15 protein-coding genes are annotated in these 17,303 nt (G+C 66.8%); 7 read left to right on the top strand and 8 right to left on the bottom strand.

What is annotated here, in order from left to right:
• Positions 1 to 47: 47 nt before the first annotated feature.
• From AKJ09_RS04710 to AKJ09_RS04690, 5 genes are all read right to left on the bottom strand, one after another.
• Positions 48 to 1,124, bottom strand: a complete 1,077-nt coding sequence (locus AKJ09_RS04710) for an aldo/keto reductase (protein ID WP_146645981.1) — start codon at positions 1,122 to 1,124, stop codon at positions 48 to 50.
• 57 nt (positions 1,125 to 1,181) lie between these two features.
• Positions 1,182 to 1,925, bottom strand: coding sequence for a thioredoxin domain-containing protein (locus AKJ09_RS04705; protein ID WP_146655439.1), 744 nt, complete (start codon positions 1,923 to 1,925; stop codon positions 1,182 to 1,184).
• A 69-nt stretch (positions 1,926 to 1,994) separates the two neighbouring features.
• Positions 1,995 to 4,721 carry a phosphoenolpyruvate carboxylase gene (locus tag AKJ09_RS04700; protein WP_146645980.1) on the bottom strand — a complete coding sequence of 909 codons (2,727 nt, stop codon included), beginning with the start codon at positions 4,719 to 4,721 and terminating at the stop codon, positions 1,995 to 1,997.
• Between the two features lie 9 nt (positions 4,722 to 4,730).
• Positions 4,731 to 5,711, bottom strand: a complete 981-nt coding sequence (locus AKJ09_RS04695) for an ABC transporter permease (protein WP_169927259.1) — start codon at positions 5,709 to 5,711, stop codon at positions 4,731 to 4,733.
• 9 nt (positions 5,712 to 5,720) lie between these two features.
• Entirely contained in the window at positions 5,721 to 7,247 is a 1,527-nt protein-coding gene (locus tag AKJ09_RS04690; RefSeq protein WP_146645978.1) for an ABC transporter permease, read from the bottom strand.
• Between the two features lie 68 nt (positions 7,248 to 7,315).
• Between AKJ09_RS04690 and AKJ09_RS04685 the strand changes: the two genes are divergently transcribed.
• Positions 7,316 to 8,944 carry an ABC-F family ATP-binding cassette domain-containing protein gene (locus AKJ09_RS04685; protein ID WP_146645977.1) on the top strand — a complete coding sequence of 543 codons (1,629 nt, stop codon included), beginning with the start codon at positions 7,316 to 7,318 and terminating at the stop codon, positions 8,942 to 8,944.
• Positions 8,945 to 8,969: 25 nt separating this feature from the next.
• On the opposite strand, the gene AKJ09_RS04680 is transcribed toward AKJ09_RS04685, so the two are convergent.
• Positions 8,970 to 10,181: an EAL domain-containing response regulator gene (locus tag AKJ09_RS04680; protein WP_146645976.1), complete on the bottom strand. Its 1,212-nt coding sequence runs from the start codon at positions 10,179 to 10,181 to the stop codon at positions 8,970 to 8,972.
• Between AKJ09_RS04680 and AKJ09_RS04675 the strand changes: the two genes are divergently transcribed.
• The 6 genes from AKJ09_RS04675 (at position 10,180) to AKJ09_RS04650 (ending at position 15,495) form a co-directional block, all read left to right on the top strand.
• On the top strand, positions 10,180 to 11,016 hold the full coding sequence (locus AKJ09_RS04675) for a tetratricopeptide repeat protein (RefSeq protein WP_169927258.1): 837 nt from the start codon (positions 10,180 to 10,182) through the stop codon (positions 11,014 to 11,016). The genes AKJ09_RS04680 and AKJ09_RS04675 overlap by 2 nt on opposite strands.
• 39 nt (positions 11,017 to 11,055) lie before the next feature.
• A complete protein-coding gene (locus AKJ09_RS04670) occupies positions 11,056 to 11,382 on the top strand; it encodes a hypothetical protein (RefSeq protein ID WP_146645974.1) in 327 nt (108 codons plus the stop codon).
• Between the two features lie 86 nt (positions 11,383 to 11,468).
• Positions 11,469 to 13,256, top strand: coding sequence for a phospho-sugar mutase (locus AKJ09_RS04665; protein ID WP_146645973.1), 1,788 nt, complete (start codon positions 11,469 to 11,471; stop codon positions 13,254 to 13,256).
• Between the two features lie 241 nt (positions 13,257 to 13,497).
• Positions 13,498 to 13,692: a 50S ribosomal protein L35 gene (gene rpmI, locus AKJ09_RS04660; protein ID WP_146645972.1), complete on the top strand. Its 195-nt coding sequence runs from the start codon at positions 13,498 to 13,500 to the stop codon at positions 13,690 to 13,692.
• 36 nt (positions 13,693 to 13,728) lie between these two features.
• Positions 13,729 to 14,082: a 50S ribosomal protein L20 gene (gene rplT / locus AKJ09_RS04655; protein WP_146645971.1), complete on the top strand. Its 354-nt coding sequence runs from the start codon at positions 13,729 to 13,731 to the stop codon at positions 14,080 to 14,082.
• Between the two features lie 192 nt (positions 14,083 to 14,274).
• The gene (locus AKJ09_RS04650) at positions 14,275 to 15,495 is read left to right on the top strand and encodes a hypothetical protein (RefSeq protein ID WP_146645970.1); all 1,221 of its coding nucleotides are present in this window, start codon (positions 14,275 to 14,277) and stop codon (positions 15,493 to 15,495) included.
• Position 15,496: 1 nt separating this feature from the next.
• On the opposite strand, the gene AKJ09_RS04645 is transcribed toward AKJ09_RS04650, so the two are convergent.
• Both AKJ09_RS04645 and AKJ09_RS04640 read right to left on the bottom strand, forming a co-directional pair.
• Positions 15,497 to 15,898, bottom strand: a complete 402-nt coding sequence (locus tag AKJ09_RS04645) for a hypothetical protein (RefSeq protein ID WP_146645969.1) — start codon at positions 15,896 to 15,898, stop codon at positions 15,497 to 15,499.
• Entirely contained in the window at positions 15,895 to 17,121 is a 1,227-nt protein-coding gene (locus AKJ09_RS04640) for a vWA domain-containing protein (RefSeq protein ID WP_146645968.1), read from the bottom strand. The genes AKJ09_RS04645 and AKJ09_RS04640 overlap by 4 nt, the downstream gene beginning before the upstream one ends.
• Between the last annotated feature and the right edge of the window lie 182 nt (positions 17,122 to 17,303).

Raw genomic sequence — 17,303 nt, 5'->3', positions numbered from 1 at the left:
GGCCCCGCTTGAGGTCCGACATCGTCCCTGACCTCTCGTACTCGTGATCAGATGGAGGGCCCCTCGAGCCAGCGCGGATTCCTGGCCGTCCCGTCGAAGCGTTCGGTCGTTTTGAACTTCTCGTACTTGCCGTCGCTCGCGGCGGCCGCCGTGCTCGCGAGGAGCGTGGCCACGCGCTGCTTGTCGAGGGGCTGGAACGAGAGGGCCGCGCCGATCGCTTGCTGGAGAACGCCCATGGTCTCGCAGCCGGTGATGACCGTCGAGGTCGGCAAGTTCATCGCGTAGTGCAGGCACTCGACGGCCGACACCGTGTGGCTTTCGAGCAAGATGCCCGATCCGAGGGCCTTCATGCCGAGCACGCCCATCTTCTTCTCGAGCAAGACGGGCAAGACCTTCTTTTCGAAGCTCTTGTAATGAGCATCCATCACGTTGAGGGGCATCTGCACCGCGTCGAAGCGGAAGCCGTGCTCGTCGGCGGTCTTCAGCATCGCGAGGTGGATCTCCGGAACCTTGTGTCCGGTGAAGCCGATGAATCGCAGCTTGCCGGCCTGTTTCGCCTGCACGAGCGCTTCGATGGCGCCGCCGGGAGCGAACACGCGAGCCGGATCGGTCATGCGGATCACCTCGTGGATCTGCACGAGGTCGATGCGGTCCGTGCGTAGCCGCTTCAGCGATTGTTCGAGCTGCGCTTGCGCGGCCTCGCGCGTGCGTCCGTCGAGCTTCGTCATCAAGAAGGCGCGATCGCGATAGCCGCCTTCGAGCGCCTTGCCCATGCGCTCCTCGCTGCGTCCGCCGTTGTAGTCCCAGCAGTTGTCGAGGAAGTTGATGCCGTGGTCGAGCGCGGTGCGGATCAGGCGGATGCCCTCGTCCTCCTCTTTCGGCAGGCCGATGTGGAAGCCGCCGAGGCCGACGAGCGAAACCATCGCGCCCGTGCTTCCGAGTGGCCGCATGGGCATCTGCTGGGCGCTCGTCGGAGCCGCGGGAAGCTGCGTTGCCCCCTCGACCGGCGCGCCGGGATGGGGGCTCTTCGGAACGTCTTCCTTTTTACGAGCCTTGCACGCCGCCAGCGCGAGACCGGCGGCAGCAAGACCGATGAACTTGCGGCGCGTGAGGTCGGACGACATGCCGCGCACGGCTGCATCGCCTGTGCCGCATGCGCTGCGCTCGCGCCGTGAAGCCGGTCAGCCGCGTTCGATCGGCAGGCCTTCGGCTTCCCAGGAGAGGAATCCGCCTTCGAGGAAGGCGACGGGCGTGCCCTGCTCGGCCATTGTGGTGGCGAGGTCCTTCACCTTGTCGCCGGAGCGATCGTAGAGGACGGGCTGCCCCGCGAGCATGTAGAGCTCGGCGAGACGGCCGCCGAGTTCTTCGGCGGGGATGTTCTTCGCACCCGGGATGTGAGCGCGCCCGAAAGCGCCGGCATCGCGCACGTCGACGGCGGCGACCACGCCTTGCTTCAAGAGCTCGGCGAGCTCGCGCGCCTTGAGCGCGCCTTCCTGGCGCGGAAGGAACGGCTCGACCATCGCGCGGAGCTGCTTCTTGTTGAGCGGCCCGACCTGCGCGTCACCGAGGCGCTGATCGACGAAGAGCATGAACGTGGGGACCGACTGGAGCCGCAGCTGCCGCGCGAGCATCTGGGACTTCTCGATGTCGACCTTCACCACGCGGAGCTTGCCCTCCATCTCCTTGGCGAACGCCTCGACCTCGGGGGCGATGGCCTGGCAGGGCTGCGACCATTCGGTCATGAACTCCACGAGCACGGGGACCTCGCTGAGCAGAACTTGCTGCTCGAAATCCCGCTCCGTGACGTAGGGGATGGTGCCCTTGCCGCCAGGCCCGCCAGCCCCGCCAGCACCACCGGCCCCGCCAGCTCCACCTGCACCGCCCGGGCTGCCGCCGGGACCCCTGGATCCACCGAAGATGTGCATGTTACGCACCCGTAACTCATCCCCCGTCCAGAACCAAGCCCCGCGGTCGTGGGAGGGGGCCAAGAGAGCCTAGCCCGTGTTCCGCAATCCGGCGGCGATACCGTTGATGGTCAAAAGGACGGCCCGTTCGAGCTCGGTTTCGGCCTGCGGAGAGGGACTTGTCGCCGCGCGTTTCCGGCGGAGGAGCTCGATCTGGATGAAGCTCAGCGGGTCGACGTACGGATTGCGTAGGGCGATCGAGCGCTCGAGCGTCGGGGCGTGCCCGAGCAGCGTGCTCTGATCGAAGATCCTCCGAATCGCGCGGACAGCACGGCCGTGGTCGAGCGCAATCCGGGTGAAGAGCCGGCGGGCGAGGGCGCGGTCGCGGACGAGCGACGCATAGCGTCCGGCGATGTCCATGTCGGCGACGGCGAGGGAGACCGCGATGGCTTCGAGGGTCGAGGCGAAGAAGGGCCACTTCTCGCGCATGCTCCGGACGAACTCGACGCCGCGCTTGGCGATGAGCCGTGTGAGCGCGCGGCCTGCGCCGAACCAGCCGGGGACGAGCTGGCGCGACTGGGTCCAGGCGAACACCCAGGGGATGGCGCGGAGATCTTCGAGGCGCCGCTGCCCCTGATCTTTGCGATGCGCGGGGCGCGAGCCGATGTTGAGCATCGCGATCTCGTCGAGCGGCGTCGACTCCTCGTAGTACCGCACGAAGTTCGAATCATGGACGAGCGTGCGATAGGCCTCGAGGCTGTCGTGCGCGACGTCGACGAAGGCCGCTTCGAATTCGCGCTGCACGTCGGGCGCGCCGGTATCGCTCGATGCGCGAAGGACGCCGCTCGTCGTCACCTCGAGATTGCGCTCGGCGATCTCCGAGAGGAGGTACTTCCAGCCGAGCACCTCGCCTTGCTCCGTGAGCTTGAAGCGTCCGTCGATGGCGCCGGTCGGCAGGCTCTCGATGGCGCGCTGCGAAGGACCGCCGCCGCGCCCGATCGAACCGCCGCGTCCGTGGAAGATCTTCAGCTTCAAGTCGTTCCGCTTGGCAACCTCGACGAGCTCTTGCTGCGCGCGGTAGAGCGCGAAGGACGACGAGAGAATGCCGGCGTCCTTGTTGGAGTCGGAGTAGCCGACCATCAGCTCCTGCAGGTTGCCGCGCAGCGCCAGGTACTCGCGGTATTCGGGCGCCTGCGAGGCGCGTTCGACCTCCGCGGCGGCGCGTTCGAGATCGTCGAGCATCTCGAAGAGCGGCACGATCGAGACGGTGGCAACGCCCTCCTTGGGGCGATAAAGACCACAGGCCCGCGCGAGAACCAGGGACGCACGCATGTCGTCGGCGCCGTGCGACATGCTGAGGATGAACGACTCGGCGCCCTGGCCCGCGGTGATCTTCTGGATGTTCGCGACGGCCTCCATCGCGCGGATGCCGGGGCCCTTTTCGGGCTTCAGCAGGTCGCCCACGACGGCTTCACGAACCCAGGCGGCGGGGACGCGCACGTCGAGCTTGGCGAGATGGAAACCGAAGGTCTCGATTTGGCGGCGCAGGCCGCACACGCGCCTTCTTCCGGCGAGCGCACCGCGGTTCTCGTCGAGCGAGCGAGCGATGACGTCGAGATCGGCGAGCAGCGCTCCGGGCGAGGCATACGCATACGACGGGAGCTCGAGAAAGGGGCCCCCGCGGCGTCGGGCCTCCACGAGATGCTCGTGTCTTGCCTCGAGGCGCGCCTTCATGAAGCGAAGCTTCTTGCGGTACGGCTCCTCGCGCGCGACGGACGCGAGCTCGGTTGCCAGCTCGGGGAGAGCTTCGGCGTCTTTGGCGATCGATTGGACGAGCTCTTCGCTCACCGTCGTGCGACGGGTGCTCTGTGAGAGGGCGGCGCCCAGAGCGTCGATCTCCCGCAAATAGAGGCCCACCACGCGCGCGGCCTGCGCGTACGCCGTGTCGAGGGCGACCTCCGGGGTGACGTTCGGGTTGCCGTCCATGTCGGCGCCGACCCACGAGCCAAAGTGCAGGATGCACGGAATGCGGACGCCTTCGCCGTATGCCTTACGCGCTGCGTGTTCGAGCTCGGCGTAGAACTTGGGAATCAACGGAAAGAGCACCTCTTCGAGGTAGAAGAGCGTGTTCTTCACTTCCTCGCCGACGCGCGGGCGAACGGTGCGGAGCTCGTCGGTCTGCCAGAGCGTGGTGATCTCCTCGCGCAAGGCGAGGGTGAGCTCCTCGTTCTGCGCCGGCGTGGCGTCGAGTCGGTCGCGTCGCACGAGCAAGTGGGCGACGTGCCGCTCCTTGTCGAGCACCGTACGCCTCTGCGCTTCACTGGGGTGCGCGGTGAAGACGAGCTCGACGGACGTACGCGCCAGCAGCGCCTCGAACGCGTCGCGAGGGACGCTCTTCGCGACGAGCGCAATCTCGCGCTCGAACGAGCCGAGCTGCAGGTCGCCTTGGCGCGCGTGCTCGTGCCGGCGTCGCGTTCGGTGGTGCTGCTCGGAGAGATTGACGAGCTGGAAGTAGTGCGTGAACGCGCGCGCAACGCGTTCGGCCGTCTTCGTGTCGAGCCCTTCGATGAGCGCCTGCATGCGTGCGGCGGCTGGCCCGCGGCGACCTTTCTTGCGGCGCTCCTTGGCGAGTGCGCGGATGGACTCCTCGAGCTCGAGCAGTCCGACGCCCTCTTGCTCGACGAGGGTGTCGCCAAGCATGTGGCCGAGGTCCGAAATGTCCTTGCGCAGGGCGGCGGCGGGGTCGGCCATGGGGCTCCCGCTTGCATTCTCCGTGCGAACTGCCCCCTTCGCGCCTTCGCCCCCCTCGTTCGCCATGTCGAACCTCTACCTTCCGCGCGGATCGTAGCTTGCGCGCCGAGCCTCACCCACCACGTTCATCGCCACGATCATCACGAACAGCAAGGCCCCGGGGAACGCAAGCAGCCACCAGGCGTGAGGCGCGTCGCGGAACTCGCTCATCGTCTCGCCCCACGACGCGCCCTCGCCTCCGCCGATGCGGAGGAAGTCGAGCGACGCTTCGACGAGAATGACCGCCGGTACGCCGAAGGCGCCGAGCGCCGTGACTTGACCGCGCATGTTCGGCACCACGTGCTTGCGCAGAATACGCATCGGCGATGCTCCGAGTGCGCGGGCGGACATGACGTAGTCGCGCGTGGCCACCCGCATGACCTCGGCGCGCACGAGGCGCGCGACCTCCGGCCATCGCGTGAGGGCGATCGCCCCGAAGAGTGTGGTCAGTGTGGGGCGCGGCACGGCGGCCATGATGCCGAGCACGAGCACGAGGGAGGGGAAGGCCGAGATCGTCTCGACCGCGCGTGACACCAGGGCATCGCTCGCGCCTCCGAACATGCCGGCGGCGCCGCCGAAGATGACGCCGAAGGTGAGCGACACCATCACCGCGGCGAGTGCGAACACCAGGTAGCTCCGCGTGCCGTGCACGAGCCGTGCGAAGACGTCACGCGCGCTGCGATCGGTGCCGAGTGGATGACCGGAGATGGCCCAAGGGCCCCGCAAGACGGCCTCGGGACGCTCGTCGATGGTTTGCGGTCCCCACGAGACGAGCGGACGAATCGACCACGTGGTCTCTCGTTCGCGCTCCTCGCGGCTCATCGCCGTCAGCGCGGCGGGCTGCGTGACGTTCGGAAAGAGCCACACGTGGCCTTGCGTCTTGCAGGCGATGGGCAGGTCGCTCGCCAGCATGTCGGCGAAGATGGCGACCAGCACGAAGAACGCGGCGACGAGCATCGCCAGAGCACGCGAGCGGGCGCGCACCGCGTGGCTTCCTTCGAAGGGCATGCCGGGCATCGCGCTCACTCAGCGTCTCCCCATCTGCTGCTCGCGCACGCGAGGGTCGAGGATGCCGTAGGCGACGTCGCTGAGAACGAGGCTGGCGGTGGTGACGACCGCACAGAGGAGCGTGACGGCGACGATCCACGCGGCGTCGCGCGCTTCGATCGCCCGGAGCGTCTCCCATCCCATGCCGTGCACGTCGAAGACTTCTTCGACGACGAACGCCGCGCCGATGAGCGCCGGGAGCTGCACTCCGACGAGCGTGACCGTGGGAACGAGCGCATTTCGAAGCGCATGGACGACGGCCACGCGAAGCGTTCGAGCGCCCTTCGCGCGCGCCGTTCGGACGTAGTCTTCGCCGAGTGCTTCGAGCATCGATGCGCGCTGCTGCTGCGTCATCACCGACAGTGAAACGGTGGTGAGCGCGAGGACGGGCAACACGAGAGGATCGTTTGCGCGTGCGAACGTGGAGAGAAGCTGCGCCACGAGGAACGTCGGAATCGAATAGAGCGTGAGGAGCACGGCGCCCGTGGCGATATCGAATGGATGCCCGCGTCGCCACGCGGTCCACACGCCGAGCGGTATGGCGATGGCGCCGGCGAGTAGCAGCGCCACGAGCGCCATGCCGAGCGTCACCGGAGCCCGTGCGAGGAGCTTGTCGAACACAGGGGCACCGTCACGCGTGGACAGACCGAGCTGGCCCGTCACGGCACCGAGCACCCACTTCGCGTAACGCGTCTGCGCGATGCTCGCGAGGACCTTCTCCTCGCCCTTCAGCGTGACGTAGTCGGTCTCGTGCACGTACCACCACGAGAGCCACTCCTGTACGACGGCCCGTGAACGCGACGGCTCGGCGTCCACGGGGACGACGGCGTCACGGCCGGTCACGTGCGAGAGGATGCGCGTCAATCGGAAGATCACCGCCGGATCTTTGGTGGTGCGCAGGTTCGCGACCACCTCTTGGAGCGCGAACGTGTCGACGAGCTTCAGCTCTTCGCCGAGAAGCTCTCTGTTCCGCGCGACGAAGCGGCTGACAGCCCGACGCACCGCCGGCTCGGTGAAGTCGATCGAGCGATCTTCCCAGAACCGCGACCAGAACAGCGCGGCGCGCTCCGGCGTCTCGAAGTCGGCGTCGTCGCCGACGGCCATGCGACGCGCGACGGGGGCGAGGGCCATGGCGATCCGCCCGCGCTCGGCCGGGGGGATGTCGTCGAGACGAGGGAGGAGGTAGGGCAGGCCGGCGCCGCCGATCTGGGCGAGGCGCCGCTCGCAGTACACGGCGTCGTCGTCGTTCGTGACGATGTGGGCCACGCACGCGTCGACCCTCGACCTTACGTCCTGTGGCGTGACGTTGAAGAAACGAGGGAGATCGAGAAACCTGGCGCGCCGGAGGTCGTCCTCCTGGAGGCGCGCCGGAACGTCGTTTCTGGCGGCTTTTCCCCCGGGATCGGGGAGCAAGGTCGTCAGGAGGAAGACGACGAAGCTCACGCCGAAGAGCGTAGGGATCGCCCACATCGCGCGACGAACGGCGAAGGCGAGACCTACGAACATGGCGGCGAACTATAGGGCATATCGCAGCCGAACCGCGCGCGGCGTGCTAAGAGCCTGCGCCGCGACCGATGATTTCGATTTCGAACGTTTCCAAGCAGTACGGTGGGCAGATCCTCTTCGTCGAGGCCTCGTTTTTTCTAGGCCCGGGAGAGAAGGTCGGGCTCGTCGGTCCCAACGGCGCCGGTAAGAGCACGATCTTCCGCCTTATCACGGGCGAGGAGCAGCCTGACGACGGCATCGTCGACCGGCCCAAGCGCATCACGATCGGGTATTTCAGGCAGGACGTGGGCGACCTCAAGGGGCGCAGCGTGCTCGCCGAAACGCTCTCGGGCGCGGGCGAGGCCGGCCGTCTCGGGGAAGAGCTCAAAGACCTCGAAGCCAAGCTCAACGACCACGAGTCACCCGACTTCGCGGACGCGGTCGAGCGCTACGGCGAAGTTCAAGCACGCTTCCAGGAGCTCGGCGGTTACGACCTCGAGGCGCGAGCCCAGGCGATTCTCGCCGGCCTCGGCTTCTCGCCGGCGTTCGTCGCCGGTGACGTTGGCAACCTCTCCGGCGGTTGGAAGATGCGCGTGGCGCTCGCGCAGATCCTCCTCGCGCGCCCCGAAGTGCTCCTGCTCGACGAGCCCACCAACTACCTCGACATCGAGTCGATCCTCTGGCTCGAGGGCTTCCTCCGCGATTACCAGGGCGCGGTTCTGATGACCTGCCACGACCGCGACGTCATGAATCGCGTCGTGAAGAAGATCATCGAAATCGACGCTGGCGACATCAAGTCGTACTCCGGCGACTACGAGTTCTACGAAGCGCAGCGCGCGATCGCCGCCGCGCAGTACGAAGCGCAGTACGAGCGCCAGCAGGCGATGCTCGCCAAGGAGAAGGCGTTCATCGAGCGCTTCAAGGCCCGTGCGAGCCACGCCGCGCAGGTCCAGTCGCGCGTGAAGAAGCTCGACAAGATCGAGAAGATCGAGCCGCCGCGCCGCGTGATCGAGAAAACCTTCGACTTCAAGAAGGCCGCGCGCAGCGGTGACGACGTCATCAAGGTCGAGGGCGTTGCCAAGAAGTACGGCGAGAAGGTCGTCCACGGCGGCACGAGCCTCCTCGTGCGCCGCAACGAGCGCTGGGCCGTCATGGGCGAGAACGGCTCCGGCAAGACGACCCTCCTCAAGATGATCGCGGGCGGCCTCACGCCGGACGCGGGGGCCGTCGGCATCGGTGCCTCCGTCACCATGGGCTACTTCGCGCAGCACCAGATGGAGCAGCTCTCGGCCGATCGCACGGTCATCGAGGAGCTCGTGGCCCATTCGCCGACCACGAACCTCGGCACGCTCCGCTCGCTCGCCGGCGCCTTCGGCTTCCACGGCGACGACCACGAAAAGCCCATCCGCATCCTCTCCGGTGGCGAGAAGGCGCGCTTGGCGCTGGCGAAGATCCTCTTCGACGCGCCGAACCTCCTCGTCCTCGACGAGCCCACCAACCATCTCGACATCGTGACCAAGCGCGCGCTCGTGAAGGCGCTCGCGACCTACGAAGGCACGATCGTCTTCGTCTCCCACGATCGTAACTTCCTCCGCGCCATCGCCACCCGTGTGCTCGAGCTCTCGAAGGACGGGCCGCGCGTGTATGGTGGTACCTACGACGAGTACGTTTCGTCGACGGGCCGCGAGGCGCCGGGCATGCGTCAGGCGCAGACCTGAGCGCGCCTGTTTCTCCGCCTCGGAATCACGCGCGCTGCGTGCCGGCCACCAGCGCGCGTTTCGGGCGACCGAACAGGTAGCCCTGCAGGTAGTCGCAACCGAGCTGCTGGATCTGGTCGAACTCGGGCAGCGTCTCGATGCCTTCGGCCACGACCTTCATGCTGAGCGACCGGCATAGGTCGGTGATGCCTTCGACGATGCGATAGCGCACGGGCGAATCTTCGATCCCGCGCACGAGCGACATGTCGAGCTTCACCACTTCGGGCTCGAGGTTGGCGAAGCTCGTGAGGCCTGCGTAGCCGGCGCCGAGATCGTCGATGGCGATGCGGTAACCGAGCTTGCGCAACGCGGCGGCGCGGTCGCGCGTTTCGGCGACGTCTTCGAGGGCCGAGCGCTCGGTGATCTCGAGCACCACGTGACGGGCAATCTGCGAAAGGGGGGACTTGTCCGAATAGAGCTCGGGGTCGCTCAGCTCGGCGGCGTGGAGATTGACGAAGATCATCCCGTCGGGGGCAGGCGGAACGAACGATGCCGCCACGCGCTCGCGGACGCGCCGACCCAGCTCGTGGATGCGGTCGAGCCGTTCCGCGGCCTCGAGCACGGCACCCGGCGTGGGCATCGAGGGCTCCTTGCAGCGCATGAGCGCCTCGAAGCCGACCGTGCGTTGCGTGCGCCCGTCGAGAATGGGCTGGAACGCGAGCCAGAGCGTGTCGAGCGCGCGTTCGAAGCTCGCGGTGAGACCGGCGCGATCGCCCGCCAAGGCGGCGCCGTCACCGCCGGTGGTCAGCGCTTCGCGCTTGATGCGCGCGAGGCGACCCAGCTTGCTGGCGCGGCTGAGTGCTTGCTCCACCGCGCCATTTTCGAAGGGCTTTCGGAGATACGTGAACGCTCCGAGGTCGACGGCCTGGATGGCCGTCTCGATGCTCGGTTGGCCCGTCATGAGGATGACCGGCACGTCGAGATCGTAGTCGCGCACTTTGCGGAGCAGATCGACGCCCGAGGCATGGGGCAAGTTGATGTCGCTGAGGACGACGTCGAACGTGCGGTTGGTCAGCTTTTCGACAGCTTGCTGACCGTCGGCAGCCTCGTCGATGGCGTATTCACGACGCAGGATTCGGACGAGGCTCCGACGAAGCGCGTCGTCGTCTTCGACGAGCAGCAGGCGCGGTTTCGCCGCTTCCGGCGATCCGTCACCACGCCGGCCGTCGTCACGCTGGAGCTCGCGGGTGCTGGCCATGAAACCCGTCACCCAGCGTAGTCCTTGTGGACGCAACCTGCTGGCCTCGGCGACGAAGTGCGCGCAAAACGGAAAAGCTGGCACCGTCAGGGACGCGCGCAACCGCGGCTGTAGTATGGACGGTGGGAGCAGGGCGATGGGCTACTTCACCTATTATTTGATGTCGTTCGCGCTGGCGTACGCGGTTCAGAATCCGGCTGCGGCCGCGCTTGCGCTCGTCTTCTGGCTCTGCCGCGGATTTCTCCCCGACCCGGTCGTGCTCTTCCGCGCGCTCGGTCGTGCGCACAAGCTGAACGGACAGCTCCAGCTCAACCCGAGCAACCTCGTCGCGTGCCGCGATCTCGCGCGCGTCTATCTCGACCTGAAGCGACCTCGAAAGGCGATCGCTCTGCTCGAGAAGGCGCGCGAGCGCATGGCGGAGTCGAGGCGGCATCCTCAGGGCTCACGTGACGACGCGGAGATCCTCTACCTCCTCGGTCTTGCACGCGCGCAGGCGGGCGAGCTGGAAGGCGCGCTCGATGCGCTCGTTGCCGCGGTGACGATCGCACCGGACATCGGGCGCGGCGACCCGTACATGATCGCGGCCAACGTGCTCGTGCGCCTCGGGCGCTGGGAAGAGGCCGAAGACGCGCTCGACCGCTACATCGATCAGAACCAGTCGTCGATCGCCGTCTACGTTCGCCTCGCTCGCGTTCGCAAGAAGCGCAAGGACGAGGCCGGTGCGAAGGAAGCCATCGCGAACGCCAAGACCACGTGGAACGTGCTCCCGAGCTTCAAGCGCCGACACGAGTGGAACTGGTATCTCGCGGCACTGTTCGCGTTCCTCTGGCTCTGAGCGCTGGCCTTCCGGCGAGAGCGCCTCTAGTACCGATTCATGTCGAACGACCCTAGCTCGCGCCATCAGGCCAGCCGCCGCGCGTTTCTCTCTGGGGGCCTGAAGGCGCTCGCCGTTCTCACCGTCTTGCCGGCGTGCAAGCGGGACAACGGGCCTGCAACGTGTCCGGACACCGGCTCGCTTTCGAACGAAGACATCGAAGCCCGCAAAGGCCTCGCCTACGTCGAGATTGCGACGGACTCGTGGCGCAACTGTTCCATGTGCCGCCAGTACGTCCGCGCGCCGTCGAGCGATCAGTGCGGGACGTGCCGGCTCATGAAGGGGCCGATCCACCCGCGCGGCACCTGCAAGGCCTGGGCGGGCTGACGCCGCAGCTGCGGCCTGGCGCAGTGAGACGTGATCGAGCGCGGCCGTGCCTGCCGGCTCACGGCGGGGTGTGGTAGTCAGCGTCCATGACGAAGCCCTCGGCCGATCTCATCGCCAAAGCCCGTGCGTGGGCCGACAACGATCCCGATCTCGAAAGCCGCGCCGAGATCGAAGCCCTGCTGGCATCGCCCGATCCGGGAGCGACCGACCTCGCCGATCGCTTCGCCGGATCGCTCGAGTTCGGCACCGCCGGCTTGCGAGGCGTCGTCGGCGCGGGGCCGAACCGCATGAATCGTGCGGTCGTCATCCAGACCACGTGGGGCCTCGCGCGTTATCTTCGCGAGACGCTCGGCAGTGCGGCCGGGGGCGCCCGGGTCGTCATCGGCTACGACGGTCGTCGCATGAGCCGCGAGTTCGCGGAGGACACGGCCTGCGTGCTCGCGGCGGCGGGCATCGCGAGCTCGCTGTTCTCCGAAGTCGAGCCGACGCCGATGCTCGCATTCGCGGTGAAGCATCTCGGCTGCGCGGCCGGCGTCATGGTCACCGCGAGCCACAACCCGCCCGAGTACAACGGGTACAAGGCTTACTGGGGGAACGGCGCGCAGATCATCCCGCCGACCGACGTGGGCATCGCGCACGCCATCGACGGCGCGCCCGCCGCGAAAGACGTCGCGCGCATGCCGCTCGAAGAGGCCACCAAGAAGGGCCTCGTGACGATCCTCGGTGACGAGCTCGAGAAGGTCTACCTCGCAGAGGTGAAGAAGCTCTCGGTGCGCAGCGACGGCGATCGCAGCTACACGATCGTGTACACGCCCATGCACGGCGTCGGCGACAAGCTCGCGCGCCTTGCGCTTTCGCAGGCCGGCTTCACCGACGTCACCTCGGTGCCCGAGCAGCAGAAACCCGACGCCAAGTTCCCCACGGTCGCCTTCCCGAACCCCGAAGAGAAGGGGGCGATGGACCTGTCGTTCGCGCTTGCACGCAAGAAGAACGCGGCGCTCGTCATCGCCAACGATCCGGACGCCGATCGGCTCGCCATCGCCATCCCCGACGAAACCTCGTCGACCGGATACATGCAGCTTACAGGCAATCAGGTGGGCGTCCTCCTCGGCCACTACCTCCTGACCCAGGGCCTAACGCAGCTCGATCACGCGACGATCCCGGGAAAGACGCCGCTCACGATTGCTTCGATCGTGTCTTCGCCGATGCTCGGCGTCATCGCGAGCGAGCTCCGCGCGCGCTACGAAGAGGTCCTCACGGGCTTCAAGTGGATCGCCAATCGCGCGATGGACCTCGAGAAGACGGAAAACGCCGCGTTCGTCTTCGGCTACGAGGAGGCGCTCGGTTACACGGTCGGCGATCTGGTTCGCGACAAGGACGGCGTCAGTGCGGCGGTCATCTTCGCCGAGCTCGTGGCCGTCCTCCGCGCGCAGGGCACCACGGTCCATGCGCACCTCGAGTCGCTCTACCGGCGCTTCGGACTGTTCGTCAGCTCGCAGTTCAACCTGACCCGCAAGGGGGCTGAAGGCGCCGCGGAGTTGCGGTCGATCATGAGCCGCCTCCGCCAAAACCCGCCGTGGACGATCGGCGATCACCAAGTGGTTGCCGTGCGCGACTACCTCGGGCAGGTGCGCACGACGAAGTCCGGCGAGAAGACGGCGCTCGTCCTTCCGAAGAGCGACGTCCTGACGTTCGAGCTCGAGGGCGGGAGCCGCGTCATCGCGCGTCCGAGCGGCACGGAGCCGAAGGCCAAGTTCTACTTCGACGTCCGCGAGGCCATGAAGCCCGACGAGCTGCTCGCCACGGCCGAGGCTCGGGCCCTGGACGTGATGAAGAAGCTGGGCGACGCCTTCGTCGCGCTCGCCGTCCCCTGATCGTTCCGCTATCGATGGAATCCGGCTCTTTGAGTCGGAGGGGCGGAGAGCGGGGCGGCGCGCCGTTACCACTCATCCGTCCCAATGGAAAGAGAAGAACGGCGGGGGTTAGCCACCACGCCTTGACAACAGGGGCGTCATTCGCCATAACGGCGCGCCCCGCATCCCTAGGTGCACCAAACGGCTCGGCTTCTTCGTAACGAAGCAGCGGCCCTAGGAGAGCGGCAAAGGAAGGCACCTCATGCCCAAGATGAAAACCAGCAAGACCGCCGCCAAGAGGTTCAAGCTCAGCGGCACCGGTCGTGTCCGTCGTCCCAAGGCCGGCGGCAACCACGGGCTCATCAACAAGTCGCGCAAGCGCCTCCGTCGCCTGCGGAACAACGACATGATCTCGAAGACCCACGAGAAGAAGATTCGTCGTCTTCTCAACGGCTGAGCGAGAACCCTTAAGCCCTAAAAACGGAGATTTCCTATGCCCCGCGCAAAACGTGGTTTTAAGGCGCGCCGCCGCCGCAACCGTATCCTGAAGGCAGCCTCGGGCTTCCACAGCGCCCGCTCACGACTCTTCGCGTATGCGAAGGAAGTCGTGATGAAGGCCTGGGTGTACTCGTACGCCCACCGCCGCCGCCGCAAGCGTGACTTCCGCCGTCTCTGGATCACCCGCATCAACGCGGCTGCTCGCACGAACGGCACGTCGTACTCGCGCCTGATGCACGCGCTCAAGGGTGCGAACATCGGCCTCGACCGCAAGGTCCTCAGCGATCTCGCCGTCGCCGATCCGGCCGCGTTCTCGAAGGTCGTCCAGACCTCGGGCGCCAAGGCCTGACCGAGTCAGCGAGTCACGAGACCGCACGCCAAGGGCGCCTGGGACCTCCTCCCAGGCGCTCTTCGCATTTTGTCGCTCTTGCCGCGTCAGTGCCGACAGGCGCCGCCGTGCCCCGTTAACTTTTATCAGCCTCTGCTTAGCGTGTGTGTGGGCGGGGAGGGAACCGCCGGCGGTCAGTGATGAGCGGGGGGCATGTTAAGCGCGACAACGCGAGCGCAGCCGAGGTGGTTACAGGCTTCCGGCGCTTACTACGAGGCAGCCATCTTCGTCGCGGCCGCGTTTCGGTTGTGCTCCTTCGGGATGCTGCCGAACCGCGGAGACGAGAGTTGGGGCAGCTCGCTCATCGCGCACACGCCGAAAACAATCTACGGCTCGTCGCATCTCGCGCAGGTGATGCTTTACGGCCTCTCGCGCCTCCCGCTCGTGCCGCTCGCGCCGACGCGAGCGCTCGGAGCGATGCACCTCGGAAGTCGCCTCATCGGGCTCCTCTACCTGGTGGCGGTTTCGTCGTGGGCGCGCAAGCTCGAACCTGGCACCACGCGGCTGCTCTTTCTCGTCGTGGGGATGTTCCTCACGCCCGTGACGGTCTACTTCACCGGTTACGAAGAGGTCGGCTTCTATTCGCTGCCTTTCGTGCTCCTCGGCATGTCGATCGCGACGGGCTCGCAGAGGCTCGGTCGGTGGCGGTACCTCGGAGCCGCGACAGCCGGAATCGGCGCAGCCCTCCACGGCCTCGGATTCTTCTTCCTGCCAGCGTTTCTCTCGCTCCCGCGAGCTCGTACGCGCGGGGCTTTGCGCGATTCGCTGGTCGAGAACGTGTACAGCGTGCTGGCCTTCTTTGCCCCCAACGGGGTCGCGTTCCTCGCGTACTTCCTGCGCATGAAGGACGTCACCATCGTGCCAGGCGACGCGCGCGGCGGTGAGAACGGCAGCCTGCTCCTGCAGTGGACGTTCCGTCGCGACGGCCATTACTTTCTCCAGACCGCGCACGCGGTGCACGTGCTCGAGATCGTCGCCTTGACCGCACCGGCATTCGTCGTGGCGGCGCTGGCGTTTGCGTCTGGGCCCTCGCCTCGTCTCGCCCCGTTCCGAGCGGAGCGGTGGCTCTCGTCGTTTGCCATCCTCGGTGCGTTCGGGGCTGCTTTCGGTGCGCTCTTCAACGCCAACCCGTGGTTCGGCCCCACGTACGACTTCGATCTCTACGCCCCTGCGCTCGCTCCTCTGCAGCTCGCCTCGGCGGCGTACGTGTTCACGAAAAACGGCGGCCTCGTCGCCAAGGTCGCCGTCGTCGTCGTGTCGATCGTCATCACCGTCGTCTTCCACCGCTGGATCGCGACGACGAATCTCGGCATTCCAGGCCTCCTCGACGGGATCCAGCTGATCTGGTTTCCCGTCACCAGGCCGATGGAGTGACTCACTTCACGGTGACATCCGGCGGAACCAGGAAGAGCACGCTGCGTCGATCGAGCTGGATGTTGCCGGGGGCACCGATGACGTCGATGAACGCATTGTAGAACTGCGGAACGTCGGTCGGGGGCACCGTGGTGTTCTTGTTCGGGATGACCTCGAAGCAAACGGGCGTACCGGCCTGCACCGCGATGAACGTGTCCTTCACGCCGTCGCCGTCGGTGTCTTTCGCGGGGGCGGCGGGGCAGCCGTTGGCGGCATCGCCTTCGTCTTTCGCGCGGAGCGCCTTGATGAACTTCGTGGCGTCGACGCCGTTGGCGTTGCTGGGATCGTTGGAGGGCACCGCGCTGACGTCGAACGTGCTGCCCACCGAGATGGCCTGGATGGCGCTGACGATGCCGCTGCTCACGCCGTTGCCGTTGCTGTCCGCCTGGAAGTTGAGTCGGCAGGTGCCGCCGGGGCCGTTGGCGGCGCGGCCCGCGCCACTGACGCCCGTGCAGCACTGGCCGCCGCAGGCACCTCCGAAGGCGCTCGGGGGACGTTGCTCGACGTCGCGTCGGAGAGGTCGTTGGCCTGATTTTCCGGGCCACCTGAGCTCGCGACGTTGACGAACTTCGCGTTCGTCGAAGCAAAGGCCGCCTTGAGCGAGGCCATCGTCGCGTTCCCCGACGGGTCGTGCCAACTGGCATCGGTGATTTCGACGACGATCGGCACCGAACCAGGCCGGAAGTCGACCCCGCCGAACGTGCCGGGCGTCGCGGGCGTGTGAGCGGGGATCGGGTTGTTCGCCTGCCCGAGGAGCGTGAACTGCATAGCGGCGATCTGTGCTTCCGGCTCGTCGCCACCGCCGCCGGCGCTCATCTGACCGACCGCCGTTTGGGCCGACGAGAGGTCGGTGGTGATGACCTGCCTCAGCCGGAGGACATTGCTCCCGTCCGAGAAGTCGCGGTGGTCGACGACGGCGAGGCCGACGTTCGGGATGGCCGTTTGTAGCTGGGCGAAGAGCGAGCCCTGGAGGGCGTTCTTCAGATTGTTGATCGAGCTCGACATCGAGCCGGTCGTGTCCATGACGAACGCGACATCGGCCATCTTGATGTTGGTGCTGAACTTCAGCACGTCGTTCTCGGGCGTCGGGTCCTCGTTGTAGGGAACGATGAAGAAGAAGTCGCGCTGATCGCCGCTCTTGCGAAGCTTCACGACCGTCAACGTGCCGGCCGCCTGGCCTGCGGACGTGTCCGCGGTGACGAGCGTGCTCTTGCCGAGCGTGCCCTCGGGCAGGTCGGCCAGCGAGGTGAAGACGGCGCCGTCGAACGAGCCGATCGAGGTGTCTCGAAGGCTGAGCTTTGCCGAGCCCGTCACGTCTTCGTCGCCGTTCGCCACCTTGTGGAGCACCCGGTAGGTGACGGTCCCCGGCGTGGGCGGCGACGTCGTGCTGTCGATGATCACGGTCGCGTTCTTCGGATCGAGCACGAGCGACTCGCCCGTCGTGCTGCCGCCGAACTTGCCGGAGGGATCCGTCGGACTCGTGTTCTTTTGCCAGTCCTCGAAGCCCGATGGGTCTTTGCTTCCACACCCGACGGCGACGGCGAACACGAGACCCCCAAGGACGAGAGAGCGGACGGATCGGATCATGGGCCAGGTCTCCTGCGGCAGAGGTCCGACATCGGATGCGCTTGCCGTTGAGCGAGGGTGAAGCGCAGCCGTCCCAGGCGCAGGTCACAATTGAGACTCTGTGGTGAATAGGTGTGCTTCTTGGCTACATGCGGACGAACCAAATCCCAGAGCGACTGTGCTAAGGAGCGGCGCATGGCGGA

The sequence above is a fragment of the Labilithrix luteola genome (assembly GCF_001263205.1).
Taxonomy (GTDB): domain Bacteria; phylum Myxococcota_A; class Polyangia; order Polyangiales; family Polyangiaceae; genus Labilithrix; species Labilithrix luteola.
The sequence above is the reverse complement of the archived record's forward strand: the minus strand, read 5'-3'. Positions and strand labels throughout refer to the sequence as shown.

Bases quoted from the DNA above. Each gene is read 5' to 3' on its own strand.
- AKJ09_RS04710 (WP_146645981.1), bottom strand. From the start codon at position 1,124: ATGTCGTCCGACCTCACGCGCCGCAAGTTCATCGGTCTTGCTGCCGCC.
- AKJ09_RS04705 (WP_146655439.1), bottom strand. From the start codon at position 1,925: ATGCACATCTTCGGTGGATCCAGGGGTCCCGGCGGCAGCCCGGGCGGT.
- AKJ09_RS04700 (WP_146645980.1), bottom strand. From the start codon at position 4,721: ATGGCGAACGAGGGGGGCGAAGGCGCGAAGGGGGCAGTTCGCACGGAG.
- AKJ09_RS04695 (WP_169927259.1), bottom strand. From the start codon at position 5,711: ATGCCCGGCATGCCCTTCGAAGGAAGCCACGCGGTGCGCGCCCGCTCG.
- AKJ09_RS04690 (WP_146645978.1), bottom strand. From the start codon at position 7,247: ATGTTCGTAGGTCTCGCCTTCGCCGTTCGTCGCGCGATGTGGGCGATC.
- AKJ09_RS04685 (WP_146645977.1), top strand. From the start codon at position 7,316: ATGATTTCGATTTCGAACGTTTCCAAGCAGTACGGTGGGCAGATCCTC.
- AKJ09_RS04675 (WP_169927258.1), top strand. From the start codon at position 10,180: ATGAAACCCGTCACCCAGCGTAGTCCTTGTGGACGCAACCTGCTGGCC.
- AKJ09_RS04680 (WP_146645976.1), bottom strand. From the start codon at position 10,181: ATGGCCAGCACCCGCGAGCTCCAGCGTGACGACGGCCGGCGTGGTGAC.
- AKJ09_RS04670 (WP_146645974.1), top strand. From the start codon at position 11,056: ATGTCGAACGACCCTAGCTCGCGCCATCAGGCCAGCCGCCGCGCGTTT.
- AKJ09_RS04665 (WP_146645973.1), top strand. From the start codon at position 11,469: ATGACGAAGCCCTCGGCCGATCTCATCGCCAAAGCCCGTGCGTGGGCC.
- rpmI (WP_146645972.1), top strand. From the start codon at position 13,498: ATGCCCAAGATGAAAACCAGCAAGACCGCCGCCAAGAGGTTCAAGCTC.
- rplT (WP_146645971.1), top strand. From the start codon at position 13,729: ATGCCCCGCGCAAAACGTGGTTTTAAGGCGCGCCGCCGCCGCAACCGT.
- AKJ09_RS04650 (WP_146645970.1), top strand. From the start codon at position 14,275: ATGTTAAGCGCGACAACGCGAGCGCAGCCGAGGTGGTTACAGGCTTCC.
- AKJ09_RS04640 (WP_146645968.1), bottom strand. From the start codon at position 17,121: ATGATCCGATCCGTCCGCTCTCTCGTCCTTGGGGGTCTCGTGTTCGCC.